Annotated in this window: 24 protein-coding genes and 1 tRNA gene; 13 read left to right on the forward strand and 12 right to left on the reverse strand. The window is 71.1% G+C overall.

Annotation, left to right across the window (positions count from 1 at the left end; all coding sequences use genetic code 11):
• Positions 1 to 12: 12 nt before the first annotated feature.
• Positions 13 to 654, reverse strand: a complete 642-nt coding sequence (locus tag ACFVRO_RS07710; RefSeq protein ID WP_386951041.1) for an SDR family oxidoreductase — start codon at positions 652 to 654, stop codon at positions 13 to 15.
• Between the two features lie 111 nt (positions 655 to 765).
• Positions 766 to 2,205 (reverse strand): DUF6421 family protein, encoded by a 1,440-nt coding sequence (locus ACFVRO_RS07715; RefSeq protein WP_386951044.1) that lies wholly within the window; start codon positions 2,203 to 2,205, stop codon positions 766 to 768.
• Between the two features lie 72 nt (positions 2,206 to 2,277).
• On the opposite strand from ACFVRO_RS07715, the gene ACFVRO_RS07720 reads away from it, so the two are divergent.
• Positions 2,278 to 2,736 (forward strand): Lrp/AsnC family transcriptional regulator, encoded by a 459-nt coding sequence (locus ACFVRO_RS07720; RefSeq protein ID WP_344012741.1) that lies wholly within the window; start codon positions 2,278 to 2,280, stop codon positions 2,734 to 2,736.
• 15 nt (positions 2,737 to 2,751) lie between these two features.
• Here the strand turns inward: ACFVRO_RS07720 and ACFVRO_RS07725 are convergent, their stop codons facing one another.
• Complete coding sequence (locus ACFVRO_RS07725; protein WP_386951047.1) at positions 2,752 to 3,777, reverse strand: DUF5937 family protein; 1,026 nt, start codon at positions 3,775 to 3,777, stop codon at positions 2,752 to 2,754.
• Positions 3,778 to 3,822: 45 nt separating this feature from the next.
• Between ACFVRO_RS07725 and ACFVRO_RS07730 the strand changes: the two genes are divergently transcribed.
• The 4 genes from ACFVRO_RS07730 to ACFVRO_RS07745 all read left to right on the forward strand — a co-directional run bounded on the left by ACFVRO_RS07730 (position 3,823) and on the right by ACFVRO_RS07745 (position 6,990).
• Entirely contained in the window at positions 3,823 to 4,185 is a 363-nt protein-coding gene (locus ACFVRO_RS07730) for a cupin domain-containing protein (RefSeq protein ID WP_386951049.1), read from the forward strand.
• A 15-nt stretch (positions 4,186 to 4,200) separates the two neighbouring features.
• The gene (locus tag ACFVRO_RS07735) at positions 4,201 to 4,491 is read left to right on the forward strand and encodes a DUF4287 domain-containing protein (RefSeq protein WP_386951051.1); all 291 of its coding nucleotides are present in this window, start codon (positions 4,201 to 4,203) and stop codon (positions 4,489 to 4,491) included.
• Between the two features lie 22 nt (positions 4,492 to 4,513).
• Positions 4,514 to 5,158: a dihydrofolate reductase family protein gene (locus ACFVRO_RS07740; protein ID WP_386951054.1), complete on the forward strand. Its 645-nt coding sequence runs from the start codon at positions 4,514 to 4,516 to the stop codon at positions 5,156 to 5,158.
• Positions 5,159 to 6,024: 866 nt separating this feature from the next.
• Positions 6,025 to 6,990 (forward strand): 1,4-dihydroxy-2-naphthoate polyprenyltransferase, encoded by a 966-nt coding sequence (locus ACFVRO_RS07745; protein WP_386951057.1) that lies wholly within the window; start codon positions 6,025 to 6,027, stop codon positions 6,988 to 6,990.
• Between the two features lie 242 nt (positions 6,991 to 7,232).
• Here the strand turns inward: ACFVRO_RS07745 and ACFVRO_RS07750 are convergent, their stop codons facing one another.
• From ACFVRO_RS07750 to ACFVRO_RS07760, 3 genes are read right to left on the reverse strand one after another with little or no spacing between them, the layout of a single operon-like run.
• The gene (locus ACFVRO_RS07750; protein ID WP_386951060.1) at positions 7,233 to 8,411 is read right to left on the reverse strand and encodes a hypothetical protein; all 1,179 of its coding nucleotides are present in this window, start codon (positions 8,409 to 8,411) and stop codon (positions 7,233 to 7,235) included.
• A 48-nt stretch (positions 8,412 to 8,459) separates the two neighbouring features.
• Positions 8,460 to 8,735, reverse strand: coding sequence for a DUF4229 domain-containing protein (locus ACFVRO_RS07755; protein WP_386951062.1), 276 nt, complete (start codon positions 8,733 to 8,735; stop codon positions 8,460 to 8,462).
• Positions 8,732 to 9,649 carry a hypothetical protein gene (locus tag ACFVRO_RS07760; protein ID WP_386951065.1) on the reverse strand — a complete coding sequence of 306 codons (918 nt, stop codon included), beginning with the start codon at positions 9,647 to 9,649 and terminating at the stop codon, positions 8,732 to 8,734. Before ACFVRO_RS07760 ends, ACFVRO_RS07755 begins: the two co-directional genes overlap by 4 nt.
• 104 nt (positions 9,650 to 9,753) lie before the next feature.
• Here ACFVRO_RS07760 and ACFVRO_RS07765 point away from each other — a divergent pair, with 104 nt between their 5' ends.
• The 5 genes from ACFVRO_RS07765 to ACFVRO_RS07785 all read left to right on the forward strand — a co-directional run bounded on the left by ACFVRO_RS07765 (position 9,754) and on the right by ACFVRO_RS07785 (position 15,566).
• Entirely contained in the window at positions 9,754 to 10,734 is a 981-nt protein-coding gene (locus ACFVRO_RS07765; protein ID WP_386951068.1) for a glycosyltransferase family 2 protein, read from the forward strand.
• On the forward strand, positions 10,731 to 12,092 hold the full coding sequence (locus tag ACFVRO_RS07770) for a polysialyltransferase family glycosyltransferase (RefSeq protein ID WP_386951071.1): 1,362 nt from the start codon (positions 10,731 to 10,733) through the stop codon (positions 12,090 to 12,092). Before ACFVRO_RS07765 ends, ACFVRO_RS07770 begins: the two co-directional genes overlap by 4 nt.
• On the forward strand, positions 12,089 to 13,237 hold the full coding sequence (locus tag ACFVRO_RS07775) for a cytidylyltransferase domain-containing protein (protein WP_386951073.1): 1,149 nt from the start codon (positions 12,089 to 12,091) through the stop codon (positions 13,235 to 13,237). The genes ACFVRO_RS07770 and ACFVRO_RS07775 overlap by 4 nt, the downstream gene beginning before the upstream one ends.
• An 83-nt stretch (positions 13,238 to 13,320) precedes the next feature.
• On the forward strand, positions 13,321 to 14,193 hold the full coding sequence (locus ACFVRO_RS07780) for an N-acetylneuraminate synthase family protein (protein WP_386951076.1): 873 nt from the start codon (positions 13,321 to 13,323) through the stop codon (positions 14,191 to 14,193).
• Entirely contained in the window at positions 14,190 to 15,566 is a 1,377-nt protein-coding gene (locus tag ACFVRO_RS07785) for a DUF6716 putative glycosyltransferase (protein WP_386951078.1), read from the forward strand. The genes ACFVRO_RS07780 and ACFVRO_RS07785 overlap by 4 nt, the downstream gene beginning before the upstream one ends.
• A 21-nt stretch (positions 15,567 to 15,587) precedes the next feature.
• On the opposite strand, the gene ACFVRO_RS07790 is transcribed toward ACFVRO_RS07785, so the two are convergent.
• Positions 15,588 to 16,190: a TetR/AcrR family transcriptional regulator gene (locus ACFVRO_RS07790; RefSeq protein ID WP_386951081.1), complete on the reverse strand. Its 603-nt coding sequence runs from the start codon at positions 16,188 to 16,190 to the stop codon at positions 15,588 to 15,590.
• A 104-nt stretch (positions 16,191 to 16,294) separates the two neighbouring features.
• Here ACFVRO_RS07790 and ACFVRO_RS07795 point away from each other — a divergent pair, with 104 nt between their 5' ends.
• Both ACFVRO_RS07795 and ACFVRO_RS07800 read left to right on the forward strand, forming a co-directional pair.
• Positions 16,295 to 17,008 (forward strand): SDR family oxidoreductase, encoded by a 714-nt coding sequence (locus ACFVRO_RS07795; RefSeq protein ID WP_386951084.1) that lies wholly within the window; start codon positions 16,295 to 16,297, stop codon positions 17,006 to 17,008.
• A 37-nt stretch (positions 17,009 to 17,045) separates the two neighbouring features.
• Positions 17,046 to 18,044 (forward strand): NADP-dependent oxidoreductase, encoded by a 999-nt coding sequence (locus tag ACFVRO_RS07800; RefSeq protein WP_386951086.1) that lies wholly within the window; start codon positions 17,046 to 17,048, stop codon positions 18,042 to 18,044.
• Positions 18,045 to 18,048: 4 nt separating this feature from the next.
• On the opposite strand, the gene ACFVRO_RS07805 is transcribed toward ACFVRO_RS07800, so the two are convergent.
• Positions 18,049 to 19,098, reverse strand: coding sequence for a hypothetical protein (locus ACFVRO_RS07805; RefSeq protein WP_386951088.1), 1,050 nt, complete (start codon positions 19,096 to 19,098; stop codon positions 18,049 to 18,051).
• Positions 19,099 to 19,310: 212 nt separating this feature from the next.
• Here ACFVRO_RS07805 and ACFVRO_RS07810 point away from each other — a divergent pair.
• A tRNA-Met gene (locus tag ACFVRO_RS07810) sits at positions 19,311 to 19,386 on the forward strand.
• Positions 19,387 to 19,417: 31 nt separating this feature from the next.
• Here the strand turns inward: ACFVRO_RS07810 and ACFVRO_RS07815 are convergent.
• From ACFVRO_RS07815 to ACFVRO_RS07830, 4 genes are read right to left on the reverse strand one after another with little or no spacing between them, the layout of a single operon-like run.
• Complete coding sequence (locus ACFVRO_RS07815) at positions 19,418 to 20,308, reverse strand: siderophore-interacting protein (protein WP_386951091.1); 891 nt, start codon at positions 20,306 to 20,308, stop codon at positions 19,418 to 19,420.
• Positions 20,305 to 22,113: an ABC transporter ATP-binding protein gene (locus tag ACFVRO_RS07820; protein ID WP_386951094.1), complete on the reverse strand. Its 1,809-nt coding sequence runs from the start codon at positions 22,111 to 22,113 to the stop codon at positions 20,305 to 20,307. The genes ACFVRO_RS07815 and ACFVRO_RS07820 overlap by 4 nt, the downstream gene beginning before the upstream one ends.
• On the reverse strand, positions 22,106 to 23,746 hold the full coding sequence (locus ACFVRO_RS07825; RefSeq protein ID WP_386951096.1) for an ABC transporter transmembrane domain-containing protein: 1,641 nt from the start codon (positions 23,744 to 23,746) through the stop codon (positions 22,106 to 22,108). Before ACFVRO_RS07825 ends, ACFVRO_RS07820 begins: the two co-directional genes overlap by 8 nt.
• Positions 23,743 to 24,531: an ABC transporter ATP-binding protein gene (locus ACFVRO_RS07830; RefSeq protein ID WP_386951098.1), complete on the reverse strand. Its 789-nt coding sequence runs from the start codon at positions 24,529 to 24,531 to the stop codon at positions 23,743 to 23,745. Before ACFVRO_RS07830 ends, ACFVRO_RS07825 begins: the two co-directional genes overlap by 4 nt.
• Between the last annotated feature and the right edge of the window lie 7 nt (positions 24,532 to 24,538).

The following is a 24,538-nucleotide window of genomic DNA, read 5'->3' on the forward strand; positions in this document are numbered from 1 at the left end:
CCGCAGCTCGCGTCAGGCGAGGTCGATCACGCGGTCGTTGAGCTCTGCGGCATCCGCATCCCACAGTGCGAGGACGGCGGTTGCGAGCGCGGCAGGGTCGAGCGCCTTGGCGCGGAACACGACGGATGCCGCACGCAGCGGCTCTTCGGCGTCGCGAGCCGCCTTCGCGAAGCCCTGCGCGACCGCCCGCGCCCACGCTTCGCTCGCCGCCTTCACGGCCGCGTAGTTCGCCCCTCCGGCGAGCGGCCTGGCGACGGCCGTCGACGAGACGACGGCGAAGCGCCCGGCCTCCGAGGTGCGCAGCGCGGCATCGAAGGCGCGGCTCGTGGCCCGCACCGCGAGCAGGGCGGGGAGGAGGGCGTCGAAGTCTTCATCGGACTGTCCTGCGAGCCCACCGCCGCCGCGCCATCCGCCGACCAGCGGGAGCACCCCGTCGACGACGTCGAGGCGTGCGGCCAGCGAGGTCATCTCCTCCAGGGAGGTCGCATCGGCGACCTCGATCTCGGCGCCGGCATCGGCGAGCGGCGCCAACCGCGACGCCGAGCGCCCGGTGGCGACGACCCGAGCTCCCGCCGTCAGGAGTGCGCGCGCGACGACGAGCCCCGCGTCGCTGGTGGCTCCGGCGATGACGATGGTGCGACCGCTCACGCTCATGACGGGTTCCCCTTTCGGCGGCATCCGATTCTCGGACGAACGCGCCCTTCTCGGACGATCCTCCCCGAATCATCCGAGAAACGGGAGGGCGTCCGAGAAGGGCGCGTGTGATCAGTCGTCGGTGCCGCGGATGCCGACGGTCGACTCGATGACCGGCTTCATCTTCTTGTCGAGAGTCTCGAAGAACATCGACAGCGGGAATTCGTCGTCCATCACGGCATCCGTGTAGCCCTTGGGGGCGCCGGCGAGGATCTCGTCGGAGAGCCCACGGGCCCACTGCGACGCCGGGTGCGGCGTGAGCGTGCCCCGGACGAGCTCGTACGCGGCCAGCCAGTGCGCGACCTTCGGGCGGTCGATCGAGTGCCAGTACAGGTCGTCGATCGCATCGCCCAGGGCGACCACGGCGTCGGGGACGTTGTCCCAGTCGAACGCGAGAGCGGTGTCGGTCCAGTGCAGCACGCCCCGCTGGTGCAGCCACGCGAACAGCAGCTGGCCGCCGACCGCGTCGTAGTTGCGCGTGCGGTTGCCGGTGATCGCGAAGCGGAAGATCCGGTCGAAGATCACGGCGTACTGCACGAGCCCGGCGTGGTCGTGCATCTCCCGCTCGGCCTCGGTCAGCTCCTCGCCGGCGGCGATGCGGGCCGCGAGGGCGCGCTCGATCTTCACCGACTCGCGGAACGCGGTCATGTCGCAGCGCATCTCCTCCAGCGAGTAGAGGAAGAACGGCATCCGCTGCTTGATCATGAACGGGTCGAACGGCAGGTCGCCGCGCATGTGCGTGCGGTCGTGGATGATGTCCCACATCACGAACGCGCGCTCGGTCAGCGCCTGGTCGTCGAGCATCGCCGCAGCACGCTCCGGCAGGTCGAGGTTGGTGATCTCGGAGGCGGCGCGGGTGACCCGGCGGTAGCGGGCGGCCTCGCGGTCCTGGAAGATCGCACCCCACGTGAAGGAGGGGATCTCGCGCATCGCGACGGTCTCGGGGAACAGCACGGCCGAGTTCGTGTCGTAGCCGGGCGTGAAGTCGACGAGACGCAGCGAGACGAACAGCTTGTTGCCGTAGTCGCCCGCTTCGAGCGCCGCGATGAACTCCGGCCAGATCGTCTCGACGATGAGCGCCTCGACGAGGCGGTCGCTCGATCCGTTCTGCGTGTACATCGGGAAGATCACGAGGTGGCGGATGCCGTCGACGCGGTGCTGCTGCGGCTGGAAGGCCACGAGCGAGTCGAGGAAGTCCGGCACGCCGAAGTCCTCGGAAGCCCAGCGGTCGAAGTCCACGATCGAGGCCGAGAGGTAGTCGGCGTCGTGCGGGAAGGCGGGCGCCAGGGCGCGGATGCCGGCGGTGATCGCGGCGACGAGCTCTCGTGCGACGCCGTGGTGCGCGGCATCCGGAATGGAGCCGTCCTTGATCTGGAGCTCGCGGATGGCGATCGCGGCGTCCTTGAGCTGCGCCCAGGCGGCGCTCTGCTCGGCGATCGTGGCGTCCTCGACGACCTCGGGTTCGCCGACGATGGCCTGTGCAGCGGAGCTGGTGGCGGAAATGATGGACATCGGGACCTCCGATCGGAGAATGGGGCGGAAAGATTCCGGCATATACGGAATCCTGACGATAATCTTACATCCATGGATGACTCTGTCGACCGCGCGATCCTCGCCGAGGTCTCTCGAGACGGCCGCGCTACGCTCTCCCAGCTGTCGGATGCCGTGGGCCTCTCGGTGTCGGCCGTGCAGTCGCGCCTGAAGCGCCTCGAGACGCGGGGCGTCATCACCGGCTACCGCGCGATCCTCGACCCGGAGCAGGCGGGCACCCCGCTCTCGGCCTTCATCGAGATCACCCCGCTCGACCCCGCTCAGCCCGACAACGCCCCCGAGCTGCTGGAGCACCTCGACGCGATCGAGGCCTGCCACTCCATCGCCGGAGACGCGAGCTACATGTTGTTCGTCCGGGTGGCCTCTCCCCGGGCGCTGGAAGGACTGGTCCGCGACATCCGCCTCGCCGCGAACGTGAGCACGCGCACCACGGTCGTGCTGCAGACCTACTACGAGCACCGGCCGATCATCCCCATAGGCTCCGCGGACTGACCCGGTCACCGCGGATCAGATCGCCGCGCCGATCATCGCCTCCCCGAGGGGCGTCCGCAGGTGCAGCATCCGGTTGCCCTCGCGCTCGCTGCCGATGAGCCCGGCGCCGCGGAGCACGGTGAGGTGGTGGGATGCCGTCGACACCGCGATGCCGGCATCCCTCGCCACCTGAGAGGTGGTGCGAGCGACTCCCGCGTGGAGCAGGATGTCGGCGCGCGCAGGACCCAGCAGGGCGCCGAGCGCGTCGGCCACCTCGGCTGCGTCGCGCGCCCAACCCGCGGTGACGCCGCGCGCGGGGTAGTAGAGGGTCGGCTGGGCCGGCGGTTCGGTGAGCACCATGCAGCCCCACGACGACATCACCGATGGCACGAGCACGAGTCCGCCTCCGCGGCAGTCGACGTGCTCGCTGTGCCGTCGCAGCTGCACGCGCACGGCCCCTTCTCCCCAGCTCACCCGCGGGTGCAGATCCTCGGCCATGGCCGCGATGCCCGACGATGCGATGGTCCGCGAGCGCACCGCGATGTCGGCGCGCAGCAGCCGCTCCAGCTGGGGCCACACCGGCGCGAGCACGGCATCCCACACCTCCGGCCAGGCGTCGGCGATCATCTCCCGCGCCCGCGCTGGACGCTCCTGCATGTCTCTGAGCGCTCGCTGACGCGCCCCCGTCGACCGGTCGACCATCTTGCCGAAGTCCACGCGCATGCCGTCGAGGGGCGTCCGCCGCAGCGCCTCCCGCTCGGCATCGGGCGTCAGATCCCACGCCGCGGTCGTCGTGAGGAAATCGGGGAGGTAGCCGTCCTCGCCGATGACGACGGCGAGCAGCTCGAAGCTCCGGCGGGGGAGGCGCTCGCGCACCGCTCGGAGCCATCCCCACTGCAGCGGATGCTGCGCCGGACGCAGCAGCACCCGCACGGCGTGGGCCAGCTCGTGCCCGGGGGAGATCCCGAAGCGCACGGCCTGGATGTCGCCGGGGCTCAGGTGGAACTCCACCCGGTGATCCGGATGCTCGATGCCTTCGATCGGAGCGGAGTTTCGATCCACATCGAAACTCTAGGCCGTGTCGGTGGGGGTGTCGAGACTGGACCCATGAACAGCGCATCGACGTCCGCAGGAATCGTCGCCGCGGCGGACATCCGCATCGGCACAGGTCGCAGCCGTCGCTTCGAGGGCGGCGAGCACGGCGCGGCCGTCTCGTACTTCTACGTGGAGAATCAGCCAGGACAGGGGCCGGGGCTGCACTGGCACCCCTACCCTGAGACCTGGGTGGTGCTCGAGGGCACCGCGCAGATCACCGTCGGCGACGAGACGCTGCTGGCGGTGGCGGGAGACACGGCCACCGGGCCCGCGTTCGTTCCGCACCGCTTCACCAACGTCGGCGAAGGAGTGCTGCGCATCATCGGCATCCACGCCTCGGCCACCATCATCCAGACGTTCCTCGACGAGGACTGACACACAGGAGAGCACATGTCGTTCCAGGCATACCTCGACAAGATCGAGACCAAGACCGGCCTCACCCCCCGGCAGTTCATCGAACTGGCCACAGAGAAGGGATTCGGCCCCGACACGAAGGCGACCCCGATCGTCGCCTGGCTGAAGGAGGAGTACCAGCTCGGCCAGGGGCACGCGATGGCCCTCGTGCACGTCATCACCAAGGGACCGCAGATCAGCGCCAAGCACGTGGGCACCGACGGCACGCACGCCGACGCCTCCGACACGCTGTGGCTCGACGGCAAAGACAGCAAGCCCGCACTCTGACCCCTCTGCAAGGAGCACCGACATGGCCGTTCGCGCCGATCTGAACATCTCCCTCGACGGTTTCGCGACCACCACGGACCAGACGCCGGAGAATCCCTTCGGCGAGGACTGGGGTCGACTCGTCGCCGCCTACACCGCCACCCGCACCTTCCGCGCCCGCGTGCTCGGCGACACTTCCGGGGAGGGCACGACAGGACTCGACGAGGACTACGCCGCCGCGTACTTCGAAGAGGTCGCCGCCGAGATCATGGGCGCGGGAATGTTCGGCCTGCACCAGCACGGCGACGACCCCGACTGGCGCGGATGGTGGGGAGACGAACCGCCGTTCCACGTGCCCGTGTTCGTGCTCACCCACACCCCGCGCGCCTCGATCGAGTTCGCGAACGGCACGGTCTTCCACTTCATCGAGGCGACCCCGCAGGAGGCGCTGGCGCGCGCGACCGAGGCCGCGGGCGGCGGCGACGTCCGCATCGGCGGCGGCGCCGACGTGGTGCGGCAGTTCCTGCGGGCGGGGCTCATCGACCGGCTGCACGTGGCCGTCGCGCCACTCGTGATCGGCAGCGGCGAGCGCATCTGGGACGGCCTGCGCGGTATCGAGAACGACTACGCCATCCGCAGCGAGGTCGCGGAGAGCGGCGTCACGCACGTCACCTTCACTCGTCGCTGAGCATCCGATCCTCCTCAGCGCGAGCGCGCGGGGGCGGGCGCGTCGTCGCGTCGCGTCGTCGCGTCTGTGCGGGTGCGGGCGGGGTCGCGGCCGCGGGCGCGGGCGGGGTCGCGTGTGCTCACGCTCGGGAGGAGATATCACGTTCGGGAGGAGGATTCCGCGCGGATTCTCCTCCCGAACGTGAGTTCTCCTCCCGCGGGGAGTTCGCCTCTCGAACGTGAGTTCGCATCACGTGGGGAGTTCTCCTCTCGAACGTGAGTTCGCGTCGAGTCGCGTCGAGTCTGTGCGGGTGCGGGCGTGGTCGCGTGGGCGGGGGCGTGGTCGCGTGTGCTCACGCTCGGGAGGAGATATCACGTTCGGGAGGAGGATTCCGCGCGGATTCTCCTCCCGAACGTGAGTTCTCCTCCAGTGGGGAGTTCTCCTCCCGAACGTGAGTTCGCATCACGTCACGTCGGGTCTGCGCGGGCAGGCACGTGGTCGCATCGCATCGCATCGCATCGCATCGCATCGCGTCGCGTATGCGGGGGCGTGGTCGCGGGGGCGGGGGCGGGGGCGTGGGCGCGGGTGCTCTCATTTGGGAGGAGAACTCTCGTTCAGGAGGAGGATTCCGCCTGGATTCTCCTCCCGAACGTGAGTTCTCCTCCCGAACGTGAGTTCTCCTCCCGTGGGGAGTTCTCCCCCCCCCAGTGGGGAACTCTCCTCCCGTGGGGAGTTCTCCTCCCGGACGTGCGTGGTCCTCCCGAACGGGGGTCTCCTCCCGGGGGTCTCCTCCCTTGGCCGCGCCGGCTCCTCGCCGGGGCGAGGCTTCGCGTCGTGTCTCGTCTCGCTCGACGGCGGGAAAAGGAGTGACCAGTAGGATTCCCTCCGTGGCAGCATCCTCGAATCGTAAGAAGAAGTCCCGTCGCGCTCCCGTCCGCACGAGCGGGAATCCGGCGAGGAAGCCCGTCGTCGAGCTCGGCCCGGTGACGGCATCCGACTGGATCGGCGCTGCCCGTCTGCGCACGCTGCCGCTCGCGATCGCGCCGGTCGTCATCGGCACCGGAGCTGCGCGCAGCACGGGACCGGAGTTCCACTGGGTCATCGCGCTGGCGTGCCTCGCGGTCGCGGTCTTCCTGCAGATCGGCGTGAACTTCACGAACGACTACAGCGACGGCATCCGCGGCACCGATGCGCATCGTGTCGGACCCGCACGCCTGACCGCCTCGGGTCGGGTGTCACCGCGCACCGTGCTGATCATCGGCCTCGTCTTCTTCGCTCTCGCGGCGGTCGTGGGTCTCGCGATCGTCATCCGCACGCAGCAGTGGTGGATGCTCGCCGTCGGAGCGGTCTGCATCGTCGCGGCGTGGTTCTACACCGGAGGAAAGCGCCCCTACGGCTACTTCGGCCTCGGAGAGGTGTTCGTGTTCGTGTTCTTCGGGCTCGTCGCCACCCTCGGCACGACCTGGGTGCAGATCTTCGCGCTGCCGCAGCAGGCCTGGCTGGGCGCGGTGGCCGCCGGACTGTTCGCATGCGCCGTGCTGCTCGCCAACAACCTCCGCGACATCGACCAGGATCGCCTCGTGGGCAAGCGCACCCTCACGGTGCTGATCGGCGCGCGGGCGACCCAAGTGCTGTACACCCTGTTCGTGCTCGCGCCGTTCGGCATCTCGATCTTCCTCGCGCTGCTCTTCCCGATCGCGTGGATCGCGCTGCTGGCCTTGCTCGCCGCGCTCCCGGCGCTCGTGATCGTGTGGACCTATCGCAAGCCCGGCGAACTCGTCATCGCCCTCGCCCTGACGTCGCTCGCGGCGCTCCTCTACGCGGGGGCGCTGTTCTGGGCCTTCGTCGGCTGACGCGCGTCTCAGCGGGGAGACGTCGCGTTTCAGCGGGGAGACCGCGCGTCTCAGTCGGGAGACCGCGCGTCCCAGTGGGGAGACGTCGCGTCTCAGCGGGGAGGCCTCGCGTCTCAGTGGGGAGACGTCGCGTCTCAGCGGGGAGACGTCGCGTCTCAGCGGGGAGACCGCGCGTCTCAGCGGGGAGACCTCGCGTCTCAGCGGGGGACGTCGCGTCTCAGCCACGAGACGTCGCGTCTCGCTCAGGAGACGAGGTTGCCTCCTCCGTCGCTCGGATGCTCGACGGGGAGACGGTAGCCGAACTTCTCGCGGAGCGACGGCGCAGCGGCCCCGAGGCGCATCGCGAGAGAGAAGAGTGCGGCGAGCCCGAGCAGCAAGATGACGGCCGTCACGACGGCAGCGGCGATGTCCGGAGCGGTGAGGCCCAGCACCCCGGCGCCGAGCAGCACCCACACCGCGGTGGCCGTGCGGAGGTCCGCGGCGAGCACCGTCGTCGCTGCGGATGCTCGACCCCGATCGGCGGCCGTCGCAGCCTTGCCGGCACGAACCCGCTGGAGGACACGACGCAGCTGGTCGACGCGAAGAGCTCCGAGGGCGAGAAGCGCGAGCGCGCAGAGCGGACCCACAGCGGCTCCGACGACCTGCACCTGCGCGGAGACCCCCGCTGGCGGCTGGAGGGCGAGGGCGGCGCAGGCGAGGGCCGCCGGTGTCAGCACGATGAGGAGTGGTGTCGCAGCCCGATCCAGCGTGGAGCGTTCTCGGCGCTCCCGGGCATCGACCCGCTTCTGAACGTCATCGTCGACCACGAGCACCCTGGCCCGGCCCTGCTCGCCGAGCGCTGCGGCGGGAAGCCGGTCGGCCCCGGCACGGGCCCAGCGGCGGTCGGCGGCGAGCAGGACGAGCACGACAGGGATGCAGAGCGCGCCGATCACCAGCGAGACGGCGGCGATGAGGGGGAGTTCGCCGGCGGCGAGGAGGATGCTGCCCGTGCCCAGGGCGATCACGCCGATGGACGTGGTCGTGGCGACGGCGGCGATCCGCGGAGAGCGCCCGATCGGTCCGCGCACCTCGACGGCGTTGCGCAGCTCGCGCGGGTCTGCGGTCCGCGCGTACATCCGGACGAGGGCGAGCTGTCGTGCGGTGGACGCGTAGCCCCACGTGAGGAGAGACAGGGCGCCGCCCAGAACCGCGGCGAGGAGCGGGCCGCCGAACACCTCGATGACGTCGGTCGGGGAGTCGGGGAAGACGAGTCTGCCGAGGAGCGCCAGGAGCGGGAGCGTGCACAGGAGCAGGCCGCATCCGACGGCGGCGGCAGCGGAGAGGCCGACAAGAGCGTCGCCGATCAGCACGCCAGGGGTGGGTGGCAGCTCGCGGCCACGTCGGCGTCGTCCGTCTCCGAGAGATCCGCGGCGTGAGGTCACGAGACCAGGCTCTCACGGGCAGACTCCGCTTGAGCCACGGAGGTGGGCTCAGGACTCGGAGTCGAGAGCGTCGTCCTCGGCATCCGCGTCCGACTCGGCGCCGGTGGTGCGGGCCTGACGACGCTCGTGAAGGCGCGTCGAGGCGTCGGAGAGCGGAGTGCGCAGGAACAGCAGCGAGATGCTCGCCCCGATGAGGGCGGCGAAGATCGCGGCGAGCCACCAGAACTCCCGGAAGATCGGGAAGAAGAACCAGAGGATCGCGAGCGGGACGAGGAACGCCAGCAGCCGCAGCACGGTGTAGACGATGATCGGTGCGGGCTTCACCCGTCCAGTCTACGTTCGTCGCGGGGGTGCTCGATCCCCAGGCGGGCGAAGGGGATGCCGCGCACCACGCGTCGCCAGGGATGCTCGCCCAGCGACCACAGCATCCGCGCGTCCGGGTCGAGTGCGAGGTCCTGGCATCCCGCGGGCAGGGGCTGGGCGGCGCGGCGGATTGCTCCGGCCGGTCCCGTCCACAGGGCACCGGGGCGCAGCTGGTCGGACTGCGACGCGAAGTAGGTGGCGCCCCAGCGCACGGCGCCCTGGAGGTGCGGGATGCCGGGGGCGAGGAGCCCGTTCTCGACGGCGGCGAAGCCGTCTCCCTCCCGCGTGGGCAGGAGGAACTCGCCGATCCGGCCGTCTCCGCCGGTGCGGTACTCGCCGATGAGCACCCTCGGCAGCGGCTCGCCGTCGGCGTCGAACACGCGACCGAGGAACGAGCACCGCAGCGCCACGGGGTGGATCCTCGTGCGCACCGCGACGAGCGCGCTCCGCCGCAGAGACCCGGTCAGGCGTCGGGCGTCGGCGCCGCGCACGGTGCGGAGACGAGCGAGATCGAACTCCCAGATCCCCTGCATGGTGGCCGCGGCGAAGAGGCGGTCGCCGAACCACGCGAGACCGCCGACGTGGATGCGCGCGGGTTCGAGCTCCCCGTCCGGGCCCTCGATCACGAGGGCGACGTCGCGGTGCCGTGAGCGCTCGAGGTCGATGAAGGAGACACGCGAGGCGAGGTGGTGCCTGTCCCTGTCCTGACGGAACCAGCTGACCGCGAGGGTCCGTCGACCGTCCAGGATGCCGAGATCGACGCCCTGCGGATACCACCGGTTCGTCCACGCCCGCGCGCTGAGCCAGCGGAGATCCAACGTCTCGCGGGATCTCCGGCGCAGGGGTCTCCCCGAGGATCCGAGTGGTCGCGGCATCCCCCTATCGTGGGGGATCGACCTGGGAGCGGGCGGGCAGGACACCCCGTGTTCACCTCGACGTCGCCGGGCGGCAACGCTCGCGTGCCAGCATCCGTGGCACCATGCGCGCTCCCCTCGTCACCGTCATCCTCCCCGCCAAGGACGCCGGCCCGTACATCGCGACCACGCTGGAGACCCTCACGCGCCAGTTCGGCGACCCCGCGGCGCTCAAGCTGGTGATGATCGACGACGGCTCCCGCGACGACACCGGGGCGCTCATGCGCCGCTACGCCGAGCGCTTCCCGCACTCCGCGGTGCTCACGAACCCGCGGCCGCAGGGCCTCGCGAGCGCGCGGAACCAGGGCCTCGCGCACGTCGAGGGCGACGCCTTCTGCTTCGTCGACGGAGACGACTGGATGCAGCCGCACCGCCTCTCCGTGCTCGCGGAACGGCTGAGGGAGCTGGACTGCGACTTCGTCCGCACCGACCACGTCACCGTCACCGGTGCCAAGCGCGCCCTGCACCGCGCCCCGCAGCCCTGGCGTGAGCGGGTGCTCTCGCCACGCGACGCGATCCTCCCCGAGAACGAGCCGACCATGGTCGACTACCCCTTCGCGTGGGCGGGCATGTTCCACCGGCGCGTGCTCGACGCCGGCCTCGCCGCGTTCCCTCCCGGACTCTTCACGGCCGAGGACCGGCCGTGGATCTGGCGCCTGCACCTCGAGGCGGAGTCGTTCGCGGTGGTCGACGCTCCGGCGCTGCTGTACCGCCGCGGGGTCGCGACGTCCCTCACGCAGATCCGCGATCGCCGCCAGCTCGACTTCGTGCGCGCGATGACGGAGGTGCTCGACGTGGTGGCGTCGGATCGGGATGCCGAGCGCTTCCTGCCCAAGGCGACGTGGACCGTGCTGGCGCTGAGCTCGCGGCATCTCGTGCGGTCACGGCGGATGACGAGGCCGCTGCGCGCGGAGATGCGCAGCGGCATCCTCGGTCTGCTGGAACGTCTTCCCGCGGACGACGTGGCGGGAGTGATCGGGCGGCTCGACGGGCCGCGGCGGCGGGTGCTGGCGCCCCTGCTGCGTCGGGTGGGGAGCGACGCATGACGCAGATCTTCGCGCTGCACAGCGCCTACGGGCTCGCCACCGCGGTCGCCGCGATCGACGCCGGACTGCTCGACGCCGAAGCCGATGGCCGGGGCCGGGCCGAACGGGTCCTCGTGCCGTTCACGTCGTCGCGGGTGCCCGAGACGACGGTCGGCATCGCCGCTGACCCCGCGCTGCGCTCGCTGCGGGAGCGGTTCGACCGCGTGGAGGACCTGGACGTGCTGCTCGGGGCTGCCCACCCCAGCGCGTGGAAGCCGAGGGAGAGCGACCTCCCGGTGCTGGAGCGGCTGCTGCGTCGCGCCTGGAACCTCGATCCGCGCGGGCTCGAGCTGTTCGTGCAGAGCCCCCAGGTCGCGCCCGCGCGCACGCTCATGACGCTCTTCCCCGGCGCACGGATCACGATCATCGGCGACGGGCTCATGACCTACTCGCCGATGCGGGTCGCGCTGGGGCACACGGTGTCGGCGCGCATCGAACGCGTGGTGCACGCCGATGTGGTGCCGGGGGTGCGGCCGCTCGTCGGGGCGCCGCACGCGGAGTCCGTCCCCGTGCCGGCGGCGCGGTTCCGCACGGTCTTCGAGGAGACCGCGGCGGGCGACGCCGCGGGGCTCGACGACGGGACGCCGACCGTGCTCGTGCTCGGGCAGTACCTCTCCGCGCTCGGCCTCATGACGGCCGAGGAGGAGGTCGCGCTGCAGGCCGAGCTGATCGATCGTGCAGCGGCCTGGTCGCCCGAGCGGATCGTGTTCAAGCCCCATCCGTCGGCGCCGCCCCTGCACACCGACGCGCTGCGGGCCCGCGCGGCATCCCTCGGCATCGCCTTCGCCGAGTACCGGGGGGCGCTCGCGGCCGAGATGCTCGCGGAGCGCCTCGACGTCCTCGCCGTCGTGGCGGGGTTCTCGACCGCCCTGCCGACCGTGCGCGCCCTGTTCGACCGGGAGATCGGCGCGGCCGGCACCGGCACCGTGCTGGCGAGGCTGACGCCGTTCGAGAACAGCAACCGCATCCCGGCGACCATCGTCGACGCCCTCACCCGGCCCGCATCGGGCTACGCCGATCCCGAGCGGCTGCAGCTGCTCGTCGACGCCGTCGGCTACGCGATGCAGCCCGAGATCGCCGGTCACCTCCGCCCGCGCGCGGAGGAGCTGCTGCGGGGCATGGACGCCGTCGAACGCGACAGGTACTTCTCCGCCCAGCGGCTCACGGAGCTCCGGCTGCCGGGAGCCCCCGACGAGGGGGCGCTGCAGCGGGTGCTGCGACCGGCCGGCGGGGTCGGTCGCATGGAGGAATGGCGGTTGACGGCTCTCGGCGCGAGGCGGAGGGCCGGCAGGGCATGGAAGGCGATACGAGGACGATGACATCGATGGTGGCGATCATCCCCGCGCGGGGCGGATCGAAGCAGGTGCCGCGCAAGAACGTGCAGCGCGTGGGCGGCGTCCCGCTCGTGGCCAGAGCGGTGCGCGCCGCGCTCGCGGCCGACGGCATCGACCTCGTCGTGGTGTCGACCGACGATGAGGAGATCGCGGCGATCGGCGCCGCGGCCGGTGCGCGCATCGTCCGCCGCCCCGCCGAGCTCTCCGGCGACACGGCGACCTCCGAGAGCGCGATCCTGCACGCGCTCGACGCGCTCGCGGCGGACGGCATCGACACGGGGGTCGTCGCGTTCCTGCAGGCGACGTCGCCGTTCATCCCCGCCGACGCCCTCTCCGACGCCGTCGCGCAGGTCGCGGGAGGGCGCGCAGACAGCGTGTTCTCGGCCTACGAGACCTACGGCTTCCTCTGGAGGAGGGATGCCGACGGCGCGGCTGCCGCGATCAACCACGACGCCGCGCACCGACCCCGCCGGCAGGATCGGGAGCCGCACCACCTGGAGACCGGGGCGTTCTACGTGTTCTCGGCCGCGGGTTTCCGCGAGAGCCGGCACCGCTTCTTCGGACGCACCGCGATCGCGGAGGTTCCGGAGTGGACCGCGATCGAGATCGACGACGAGCAGCAGCTGCGCATCGCGCGCTCTCTGGCGGCGCTGCACGAGCAGCGGCATCCGATCCCGGTGAAGGCCGTCGTCACCGACTTCGACGGCGTGCACACCGACGACACCGCGATCATCGACGCCGACGGCGGGGAGCGCGTGCGGGTGAGCCGCGAGGACGGCATGGGCGTCGCCCTGCTGCGGGCCGCAGGGCTGCCGATGCTGATCCTCTCCACCGAGGTGAACCCTGTCGTGCGGGCACGCGCCGAGAAGCTGCGCGTGCCGGTGCTGCACGGCATCGACGACAAGGAGACGGCGCTGCGCGGCTGGGCCGCTGAGCAGGGCCTCGATCTCGCCGACATCGCCTATCTCGGCAACGACGTGAACGACCTCCCCGCACTGCGCATCGTCGGGTGGCCCGTCGCGGTCGCGAACGCGCACCCGCTCGTCATCGAGGCGGCGCGGGTGGTGCTGTCGCGCGAGGGCGGACGGGGAGCTGTTCGCGAACTGGTCGAACGCGTGTTGTCCAGCTGACGTGCGCCGGTAACCCGGGTGTTGGGCGCAGTTCACCATCGGCGCGTACCCAGGAGAGAAGGCATTCGCAGACCGGAGGAATCATGACTGTCAGCATCGGATCGCACGTCATCGGAGGCGGTCGTCCCGCCTACGTCATCGCGGAGATCGGCCTGAACCACAACGGCGACGTCGACATCGCGAAGAAGCTCATCGACGTGGCGGCGCGCGCGGGGGCGGATGCCGTGAAGTTCCAGAAGCGCACGCCCGAGATCTCCACCCCCGAGCACATGCGCGACGTGCCGCGCGAGACGCCGTGGGGCACCATGAGCTACCTCGACTACCGCCGGCGGGTCGAGTTCGGCCGCGACGAGTACATCGAGATCGGCGACCACGCCACGATGCTGGGTCTCGACTGGTTCGCCTCGCCGTGGGATGTGCCCAGCGTCGCGTTCCTCGAAGACCTGGGCGTCGTCGCCCACAAGGTCGCCTCGGCCAGCCTCACCGACACCGAGCTGCTGGTCGCGCTGCGCGAGACCGGCAAGCCCGTCATCCTCTCCACCGGCATGTCGACGATCGAACAGATCGACCGCGCCCTGGACACGCTCGGCACCGACCGGGTCGTGCTCATGCACGCGACCTCGACGTATCCCCTCGAGCCGGAGGAGGCGAACCTGCGGGTGATCTCGACCCTCCGCGACCGCTACGCCGGCGTGCCGGTCGGATACTCGGGCCACGAGCGCGGCCTGCAGATCTCCCTCGCCGCCGTCGCCCTCGGCGCCGTCGCGGTCGAACGCCACATCACGCTGGACCGCACCATGTGGGGCTCCGACCACGCGGCATCCCTCGAACCCACGGGTCTCGAGCACCTGGTGCGCGACATCCGCGTGATCGAGAAGGCCCTCGGCGACGGCGTCAAGCGCGTCTTCGACAGCGAGCGCGCGCCCATGGCGAAGCTGCGTCGCGTCCCGGCATGAGCACCGGGCTGCGGGTCGTCGCGATCGCGGACGCCGACTCGTTCGTGAAGTGGTCGGCGTCGCTGCTCGGCGCCGTCCCCGGCATCCGACCGCATCTGCTGCTGGTGAAGACCCCGCTGACCGCGAGCGCCGCCCAGGAGCGCACGGCGCTCGCGGGTGCAGGGCTCGATCCGAGCGCCGTGTCGCGGGTGATGTTCCGCGAGACGGCGCCGTGGCTCGAGGCGCAGCGCCCCGACGTGGTGCTGCTCGCCGGCCGGGGTCCGTTCGTGCGGCTGATGGGGCGGATGATCGACGGTCTGCGGCACCGCCCCGTGACGGTGGCGGGTCTTCCGGGGATGGCGATCCCCGCGCAGCGCGGAGCCATGGACTATCGCCGCCACGTCGACCTCCTGGTGGTGCACTCGCATCGGGAGGAGCGGGCGTTCGCCGAACTGGGCGGCCGTATCGGCGTCGACGTGCAGACCGCGCTCGCGACGCTCCCCTTCGCGAGGACGCGGGCGCGGATGCTGTCGCCCGCCGTCGCGCGCGCCAGGGCGGAGCGCGGGGTCCTGGTCGACGAGAAGCCGACGTCTTCGGCGCCCGCTCTCGCGAAGGCCGCGGCGACCGACATCGTCTTCGCGGCGCAGGCGCTCGTGCCGGCGGATCGGGAGGAGCGCGCCGAGATCGCCGCGACGCTGGTGCGGGCGGCGAAGGCCGATCCCGGTCGACGCGTGGTCGTGAAGCTGCGGTCGCGGCCGGGCGAGGTGGAGACGCATCTGGAGCGCGACGCGTACACCGAGCTGCTCGGCGAGCGCCGCCCCGACAACCTCGTGTTCTCGTACGACTCCATGGCCGCCGCGCTCTCGACCGCCGCGGGGCTCGTCACGGTGAGCTCCACCGCCGCGATCGAGGCCGTGGCCCAGGGCGTCCCGGTCATCGCTCTCGACAGCTTCGGGGTGAGCAAGTCGCTGCTGAACACCGTGTTCGTCGGCAGCGGGCTGCTCGGCGGGCGGAGCGAGGTCGTCGCAGGGCGGTTCCGGCATCCGCATCCCGACTGGCTGCGCGACAACTACTTCCATCCCGAGATCGAGTCCACGTGGTGGGAGCGGGTAGAGGAGCTCGTCGTGCGGCGTCGAGAGGGCTCGCTTCCCGCGCGACGTGTCCCTGCGGCGCGCGGTGGTGCGCTGCACGAGGCCTGGCACCGGGCGAGCGTGCTGGGCCGCGACGACCGCACTCTCGCCGGACGGGTCGCGCTGGCGGTCGGAGTGCCCGCCACGCGAGCGCTCGCCGCGGTGCGCCGACGTCGTCAGCCCGCGGGGCTGGGCACGTGGGGGGATGCGGGCACCGACTTCACGCTCGAGCCGAACCCGTTCCACGACTCGATCCGTCGGTAGCGGATCGACTTCCGCGACCGGTCAACGGCCGATGACGGCGGCGATCTGTCGTCTGATGTCGTCGGCGAGGTCGTCGATGCTGCGTGTCGCGTTCACCGTGGCCGCCATCGTGAGGAACATGATCGCCGACACGACTCGCGCCTGGGTCGTCGCCCGCGCCTCCGCATCGACCATGCCCCGGCTGAGGATGCGGGCGACCGCGTCTTCCGTGGATCCCACGATCGAGAGGGCCTCGGCGTGGCGTTCGTCGTCCACGCTTCCGAAGACCATCTCGCGGAGGTAGGTTCGTCCGTTGTCGATCTGGACGCGGTTGCATTCGATGATCGGCCGGAGGAGCGCCATCACCGCATCGAGGGCATCTGCCATCGCCTCGGCGGCGTGCCGGCCCTTCTCGAGCGCCTCGGCGTAGTGCGCGTTCTGCACGAGCAGCAGCAGCTCGCCTTTCGTCTTCGCGTAGAGGAACACGGTCCCGGTGCCGACGTCCGCCTTCTCGGCGATCTGCTGGGTGGTCACATCCTCGACGCCGTACTCGGCGAAGAGCGCGGCGGCGGCCGCCGTGATCCGCTCCAGCTTCTGCTGCTTGTTGCGCTCACGACGCCCTGCGGATGCGAGCTGGGTCGACATGTGATCCTCTCGGAATAGAAACTGAGTGCACTCAGTTATGAGTGGAGTCGCTCACGCGCACTCACCATCATCATCCATTGTCCCCACAGAAGAGAGATCTGCTCATGCCCACACTCAACGGCGCCGTCGTCCTCATCACCGGAGCGAACGGCGGGATCGGCACCCGTTTCGTCGAACAGGCGCTCGCGCGTGGGGCCGCCAAGGTGTACGCCACCGCCCGCACCCCGCGGGAGTGGACGGATCCCCGCGTGGTTCCTCTGGTCCTCGATGTGACCGATCCCGCATCGATCCGTGCGGTCGTCGAGGCGGCACCCGACGTGACCGTGCTCGTCAACAACGCCGGTGCATCCGTGCCCACCGCCGGCATCCTCTCCCATTCCGATGAGGACATCCGCCGCAACGTCGGGACGAACTTCCTCGGGCCGCTCTTCCTCGCACGTGCGTATGCGCCCCTCCTCTCCGGACGGCCCGGTGCTGCGATCATCGACATCCACTCGGCACTCGCGTGGTACGCGGTCGGAGGCATCTACAGCGCCACCAAGGCCGCACTGTGGTCGGCGACCAACTCCCTTCGACTGGAACTCGCTCCGGCCGGTGTCCACGTCGTGGGGGTGCACGTCGGGTACGTCGACACGGCGATGGCCGCTCACGTCTCCGACCCGAAGACGGACCCCGCCGCGCTCGTGGCCGCGGTTCTCGATGCCACCGAGCGCGACGAGTACGAGGTTCTCGCCGACGACACCTCCGTGCAGCTGAAGGCGGGTCTCAGCGCGCCGCTCGAAGCGGTGTACCCGCAGCTTCGCGCCACGACGGTCTGACCCGGCGCAGACGGTCACGAGAAGACAGGAGAAGGACATGCGCGCATTCGTCGTCAAGAAGTACAGGCGACCACTGGAGCTTCAGGAGGTCGCCGAGCCGGAGGTCGGCGACACCGACGTGCTGGTGCGGGTCGAAGCGGCGGGCGTCAACCAGCTCGACGAGAAGATCCGCAGCGGAGAGTTCGCGCAGATCCTCCCCTACGCGCTCCCCCTCGTGCTCGGCAACGACGTCGCGGGTACGGTGATCCGCGTCGGACGGCTGGTGCGGGGATTCCGTCCCGGCGATGAGGTGTACGCGCGGCCGGACGCGGCGCGGATCGGGACGTTCGCCGAGCGCATCGCGGTCGACGAAGCCGATCTGGCTGCGAAACCGGCGAACATCTCGATGGCTGAAGCAGGGTCGTTGCCCCTCGTCGCTCTCACCGCCTGGCAGGCGCTGGTGGAGAGGGGGCGGCTCGCTCCGGGGCAGAAGGTCCTCATCCACGCCGGCGCCGGCGGAGTGGGGTCCATCGCGATCCAGCTCGCCAGGCACCTCGGCGCGCACGTGGCCACCACGGCGAGCGGCGCCAATGCCGATTTCGTCCGTGACCTCGGCGCCGACGTCGTGATCGACTACCGCCGAGAGGACTTCGCGGAGGTCCTCTCGGGGTACGACCTGGTGCTGGACAGCCTCGGAGGCGAGAACCTCGAGAAGTCGCTGCGTGTGCTGAAGCCGGGCGGGCGGGCGATCGGCATCTCGGGGCCGCCGGATCCGGCCTTCGCCCGAGCTGCGGGGCTCAACCCGCTCCTCGTCCTCGCGATCACCGCTCTCAGCCGCAGGATCCGTCGTCAGGCGAAAAGGCTCGGGGTGGCGTACGAGTTCCTCTTCATGCACGCCGATGGTGAGCAGCTCCGGGAGATCACCGATCTCGTGGAGCGGCGGGTGATCCGCCCCATCGTCGCGCGGACCTATCCGTTCGCTCAGGTGCCGGAGGCTCTCGCCGATGTCGCCGCAGGGGTGAGCCGCGGCAAAGTGGTGATCACGGTGTCGAGCTGACGGCTCACCGCGGGAGCACACCCCCGGCGGGACCGGGCGGCGGCGCATCGGGGTCGACGAGGTAGGGCGCGTACTCGTCGTCCCACCTCTGCAGGGTCTGCACCCACCAGAACACGGCGAAGAGAGACAGCGCGAACGCCTCCCCGATCAGGACGAGAGGGAAGCCGTTCAGGTGATCGCGGATCGCGAAGGCCACGATGAGGAGGATGAGGTCTCCGGCCATGAGGCGGCTGACCCAGCGGTAGAGGGTCCGCTGCCAGGGGGCGGGCGCCGTCTGCTCGTCGCTCTCGTCCTCGCGGGCATGAAGGAGGGGAACGGCCGCGAACGCGCCGAAGAACAGCAGGGTCGCCGCGAAGTGGATGCTGGAGGGGAACGGCCAGAAGTTGAACGGGAACCCGTCGCTGAGACCGGGGGCGAACGCGAGGACGAGCATCACGACCGCGGTGACCGCAGCAACCCATGACACGATCGCCGCCGACTTCCGGCTCCGCGCGGCATCCTCCCGCAGCAGTGTCTCCTCGGCGCGCTCCTCGGGGCTGAGCGCCGGGCGGGTGCTCTGCTCGCGTCGGAGTCGATCGTGTCTGCGGACCAGGACCATGACGATGATCGTGGTGAACACGACCACCGCGTAGACGGCGATGCCCGCCCGCGCGCCGTCGAGGTACTCGTCCGGCACGCAGTCGCCGCTCTCGGGGCAGATCTGCTCCGGCGTGCGCTGAGACGGAGCGATGCCCGTGGGCACGAGGGCGATCAGCGGAGCGAAGAGCGCCGAGATGTCGAGGAGGGTGACGGCGCGCGAGCGGCCGGAGAGGGAGAGGAGAGCGAGGGATGCCGCGATCAGCGCTCCGACGAACACGGTGCGGACGGGCGTGTAGAAGTAGTGGCTGATTGACGGCAGCATGTTCCAGCCGAACTCCAGCGGACGCCAGGAGATCACGACCGTCTGGATCAGCACGCTCGCCAGGATCGCGAAGACGACGAAGACCAGGGAGAGCCGCAGGTAGCGGTGGGTCTTCAGCACCGTGGAAGGCGGGCGTACCGGGTTCTCCATCATCGTCGTCCCCTCAGGGCGTCACGGGATGCGGCGGCGCTGCCGGCATCGCCGAACGGCTGCGTATGGAGGGGACGCTACACCCGGACGGGCGGCCGGAACAGGGGGCTTCCCTCTGCCGGACGCCCGTCGCCGTCATCGCCGGACTCATAGCGTTATCCCAGGCAACGAGCCTGGTCATCCGCGGATCCGCCGGGTAGCGTCGAGGTCATCATCGCGGCGATCCGGGCGGTCCCGGGCTCCGGCTCATAACCGGCAGCGTGGCGGGTTCGACTCCCGCCGTCGCGTCCACGTCGCACGTCCCGCTCATCGAGCGCGGACGTCAGAGCCCGAGCTGGTCGAGCCTCTCCTCGAACCGCACCTGCACGTCCTCCGGCTCGTCGTCGTCGATCTCGGCCCAGATCGCGTCGAGCTCCTTCTGCACCGACTCGGGCAGCGCGGCGAACTTCTCGTCCCACGCGGCGATCGGGGTCCAGTAGCCGACGACCTTGAAGCGCGTCGCTGGCAGCCCGAGCTCCTTGCGCAGGTACTTGCGCACATCGCGCAGTGCGACCGTCTCGCCGGCCACCCAGACGTATCCCTCGTCGAGGGCGAGGCGGTCGTCGACGATGCCGCGCACCAGCTGACCGAGCGCGCTGGGCCCGTGGCCGTTGCCGCCGACGACCCAGGTGACCTCGACGTCGGCGCCGACCTCGAACGCGACCTGATCCTGCGCGGTGGGCACCTCGAGCACGACCCGGGTGCGCACGCCCTCCGGCGCCGCAGCGGCGATGCGGGCGACGGCGGGCAGACCGGTGAGGTCGGCCACGAGCACCTGCCAGGTGATGTCGGCCGGGGGTGCATACAGACCGGTCGGCGCGTTCAGCCCGAGCACGTGGCCTGGTTCGGCGCGCGCCGCCCAGGGCCCGGCGACCCCCGCCTCGTGAATGACGAAGTCGATGTCGAGCTCGCCGGCATCCGGGCGCACGCCGCTGATCGTGTACGTGCGCATCGGAGCCTCCGGCGCTCCCTCCGGCGTCTCCCACCAGTCGCCCGCAGGCACGGGCAGCGAGACGTCGGTGGGGTCTTCGCCGTGCGGGAAGAACACGCGCACGTACTCGTCGCCGATGCCGGTACTGAGGAAGTCGGCGACGCCGTCACCGCCGAGGGTGATGCGCACCAGGTTCGGGGTGAGGGTGGCCGTGCTGCTGACGATGCCGCGGTGGATGTTCACGGAGTCTCCGTCTCTTCGTTCGGGGTGGGGGAGTGAGTGGGGGCGGTCGGGGCGTGCGCGGTCTGGGCGAGCCAGGAGTCGCGGTAGAGGCCGTCGGCGGCGAGGAGCTCCTCGTGCGTGCCGCGCTGCGTCGTGCGCCCGTCGGCGAACACGACGATCTGCTCGGCCGCGGCGGCCTGCTGCAGCCGGTGCGCGATGAGCAGCGCGGTGCGGCCCTTGCGCAGTGCGGCGATGGCGTCCTCCACCGCGTCGCGGTGATGCAGTCCGACGTCGGCGGTCGCCTCGTCGAGGATCACGATCGAGGGGTCGGCCAGGAACGCCCGCGCGACGGCGAGCTGCTGGACGCGCCCCTCGTCCATCGGCACGACGGGCCCATCCGACGGGTCCGCGTCGTCCGGCTCCCGGTTCAGTGCGTCGACCGCCCACTCCGCCCCGACCGCCCGCAGGGCGGCGACCATCTGAGCAGGAGTCGCGTCCGGGGCGACCAGCGTGAGGTTGTCGGCGATCGTGCCGCGGAACTGGTGCAGCTCCTGCGACAGGTAGTACGGCTCATCCGTGGTCGAGGCCAGGTGCACGCTGCCCGAGGTCGGCGGGTGGTGCCCGGCGATCACTCGGGCGAGGGTGCTCTTGCCCGACCCTGAGGTGCCGACCAGCGCGGCGGTCGTGCCCGGCGAGACGTGCAGTGTCACGTCGCTGATGCCGCGACCGGTGGTGGGGTAGTGGAAGGTCACGTCGCGCACCTCGATGCCGGCGGATGCCGTCGGCGCCGCGGCCGATTCCTCGACCTGTGCACCCAAGGCCGCAGGGGCGAGGTCGATGACGCCCACGAGGCGTGCGAGTCCGATCGCCGCGCGCTGGATGTCGTCGAGACCGAAGATCAGCTGACCGACCGGGCCGAACAGGCGGTGGAAGAGCAGGGCGGCGGTGGTCACCATGCCGACGGTGATCGCGCCGCCGGAGTGCAGCAGGAAGCCGGTGCCGAGGATCGCGGCCAGGCCGACGAGCTCGCCGCCGTTGATCCACCGGAACAGGCGGTTCGTCACGCGCACCCCCTCGATCTGCATCCTGATCGACGCCTCGGCCCGCTCTGACACGCGGGCGAGAGCGTGCTCCTGCTCGTTGAACGCGGTGAGCGTGTCGATGCCCTCGACCGCGTCGAGCACGGCCTGGCTTCGCGCGGCCTCGCGTACGCGCACCTCACGGAACACGACGCGCGACCTGCGCAGGAACGCCCGGGTGCCGAGCACGTAGAACGGTGCGGAGGCGATGCCCGCGAGCGCGAGCCAGGGGTCGAGCGCGGTCAGAGCGGCCACCGAGACGGCGATCGCGAAGGCGGCCGACAGCAGGGTCGGTGCGACGTTCCCGCCGGCCTCCGCCACGGCGTCCACGTCGCCGGTGACGCGCGAGAGCAGGTCGGCGCTCTCGCCGTCGTCGACCGCACCCACCGGCAGGCGCATGGCCGAGGTGAACACGTCTTCACGAAGGCTGGCCAGCATGTCCTGCACCAGTCCGGTGAGCACCCGCACCGCCCACAGCATCATGACGGCGGCGCCGATCGCGCCGGCGCCGGCTCCGACGACCCAGCCGGTGATGGTCGCGACGCCTGCGTCGGATGACACGGCGTCGACGATGCGCCCGAGACACGCGGGCATGACGATGCCCAGAGCGGATGCCGTGAGGAACAGCACGGCGACGCCGGCTGCCCTGGCCGAATGCTGTCGCAGCAGCGCTCCGACCGCGGCGCGCACGCGGGCGCCGGAGGCGATCGGAAGCAGGGGAGTGGTGGTGTCGATGGCGTCACTCATGCGGCGCATCCGATCCGTGTGAGGAGATGTCGATGACCCTGTCGCAGGCGCCGAGCAGCACGGGGGACGTGCTGATCACGATGACGGTGTCGGTGTGCGCCGCGAGGGCGCGGGCGATGTGCGCCTCGGTGACGGCATCCACCGCCGAGGTCGGCTCGTCCAGCACGAGCACGTCGGCCTCCGCGTGCAGCGCCCGCGCGATCCCGATCCGCTGCCGCTGTCCGCCCGAGAGCCGTCGACCGGCCTCGCCCACCTGCGACTCCCAGCCGCCGACCTGAGCGATGGTGTCCTGCAGCGCCGCCATGTCGACGAGCGCGGGGTGCGGCGAGCCGTCGATGCCGTGTCCGCGCACGGCCTCGCGCAGGGTGCCGCTCACGATCGTCTGCCCGTGCGGTGGAGCGACGACGCGGCGGCGGTACTCGATCGGATCCCACTCCGTCAGGTCCCGCCGCTCGCCGTCGATGGCGAGCTGCACCCGTCCGTGCTCGGGCGGCGTGCGCAGGCCGAGGAGACGCGAGAGCGAGCGAGCGGTGTCGCTGTCGGCGGGGCGGATGCCCAGCAGCTCGCCCTCCCTCACCTCGACGAGCGAGTCGGGGGAGTCGCCGGGGCGGAAGGCCAGCACGACGTCATCCGCCGAACCCCGACGGCCCTCTCGCGCGATCGGGGCCCCGAGCAGGTCGTCGGCGTCGATGACCTCGGCGAGTCGCTTGGCCGAGGCGAGCTTGTGGATCCAGTTCGAGGGGAACGACCCGGCGTAGGCGAGGTAGCCGCTGATGAACTGGGCGAGGCCGAGCACGGTGACCAGCTCGCCGATGCTGATGCGGCCCTCCGCCGCGAACCACGCCGACATGCCCGCGAGCGAGGTCGTCGCGACCGCGGCCAGCGTGGTGCTGACGGCCTCGTACGAGGCGAGGGATCGACCGGCGGCGGTCGCCGCGCGACGGGAGGCGTCGCTCGCGGCGACGTAGCGCCGCACGGCCTCCTCGCGGGCGCCGATGCCCACGAGCACGCGGAAACCGCTCATGAAGTCGGCGGCGACGGCCCCGGCCTCGGTGGCCGCGTGCTGCTCGGCGAAGCCGCGGCGCTCGAGCGGACGCGACACGACCTGCATCACGAACATCATCGCGATCGTGGAGCCGAACACGACGAGGGTCGCGACCGGCGAGATCACCAGCATCGCCAGCCCCGCGCCGAGGATCGCGGCGATCGTGGAGCACTGCTGCGCCACCGACCAGGCCACACCGGCCACGCGGTACGTGTCGGAGGTGACGAAGGTCAGCGCCTCGCCCGGCGTCACCGCCCGGCGGGACAGTCTGGGGCGCAGCATCCGCGACAGGGTGAGGTGACGCAGCGCCTGCTCGCCGTAGCCGTAGATCGAGACCATCAGGCGGGATGCCGACTGGTAGCTCGCGGTCAGCACCAGGAACGTCGCCACCAGCACGCCGATCCAGAGCGCGAGCGCGACCGGATCGGCGAGGAGCACGGCCCGGTCGATGGTCGCGCCGATGATGACGGGGATCGTGGCCTCCGCCAGCGCGTGCACGATGAGCAGCGCCGTCGCGGCGGCGAGGGCGATACCGCGCCCCTCCGCCTTCAGCGCGATCCCGAAGAGTCGCCGCGGAGTGTTCGTCACGGCGTCCGCCGACCGAGCGGGAGCACCAGCGGAGTGCCCGAGACCGGATCGGTGATCACCCTGCAGGGCAGGTCGTACACGGCCTGCACGAGCTCGGCGGTGATGATCTCGCGCGGGTCGCCCTGCGCCACGATGGCCCCGTCGCGCATCGCCACGAGGTGGGTCGCATAGCGCGCGGCGTGATTGAGGTCGTGCAGCACGGCCACCAGGGTGGTGCCGCTGCGGTGCAGATCGGCGAACAGCTCCATCAGATCGATCTGGTGCGCGATGTCGAGGAAGGTCGTCGGCTCGTCGAGCAGCAGGTGCTTCGTCTGCTGGGCGAGAGCCATCGCCACCCACACGCGCTGCCGCTGGCCGCCCGAGAGCTCGTCGACCAGTCGGCGGGACAGATCGGTCACCCCTGTCGCCGCCATCGCCTCGGAGACGGCGCGCTCGTCGGCGCTGCTCCAGGTGCGCAGGGCGCTCTGGTGCGGGAATCGTCCTCGTCCGACGAGGTCGGCCACGGTGATCCCGTCGGGGGCGATCGACGACTGTGGCAGGAGCCCCAGCTTGCGCGCCGCCTCCTTCGGCGTGAAGGAGCGCAGCTCGGCGCCGTCGAGCAGCACCGCGCCGGTGGTCGGACGCAGCAGCCGGGCGAACCCGCGGAGCAGGGTCGACTTGCCGCACGCGTTCGGTCCGATGATGATCGTGAACGAGTCGTCCGGCACCTCCAGCGACAGCGCGGAGATGATCGGGGTCTCCCCGTAGCCCAGCGTGATGTCGCGGGCCAGCAGCGAAGCGGTCATGGGTGTT

It is taken from the genome of Microbacterium sp. NPDC057944, assembly GCF_042887445.1.
In the GTDB taxonomy this organism is placed as follows: Bacteria; Actinomycetota; Actinomycetes; order Actinomycetales; family Microbacteriaceae; genus Microbacterium; species Microbacterium natoriense.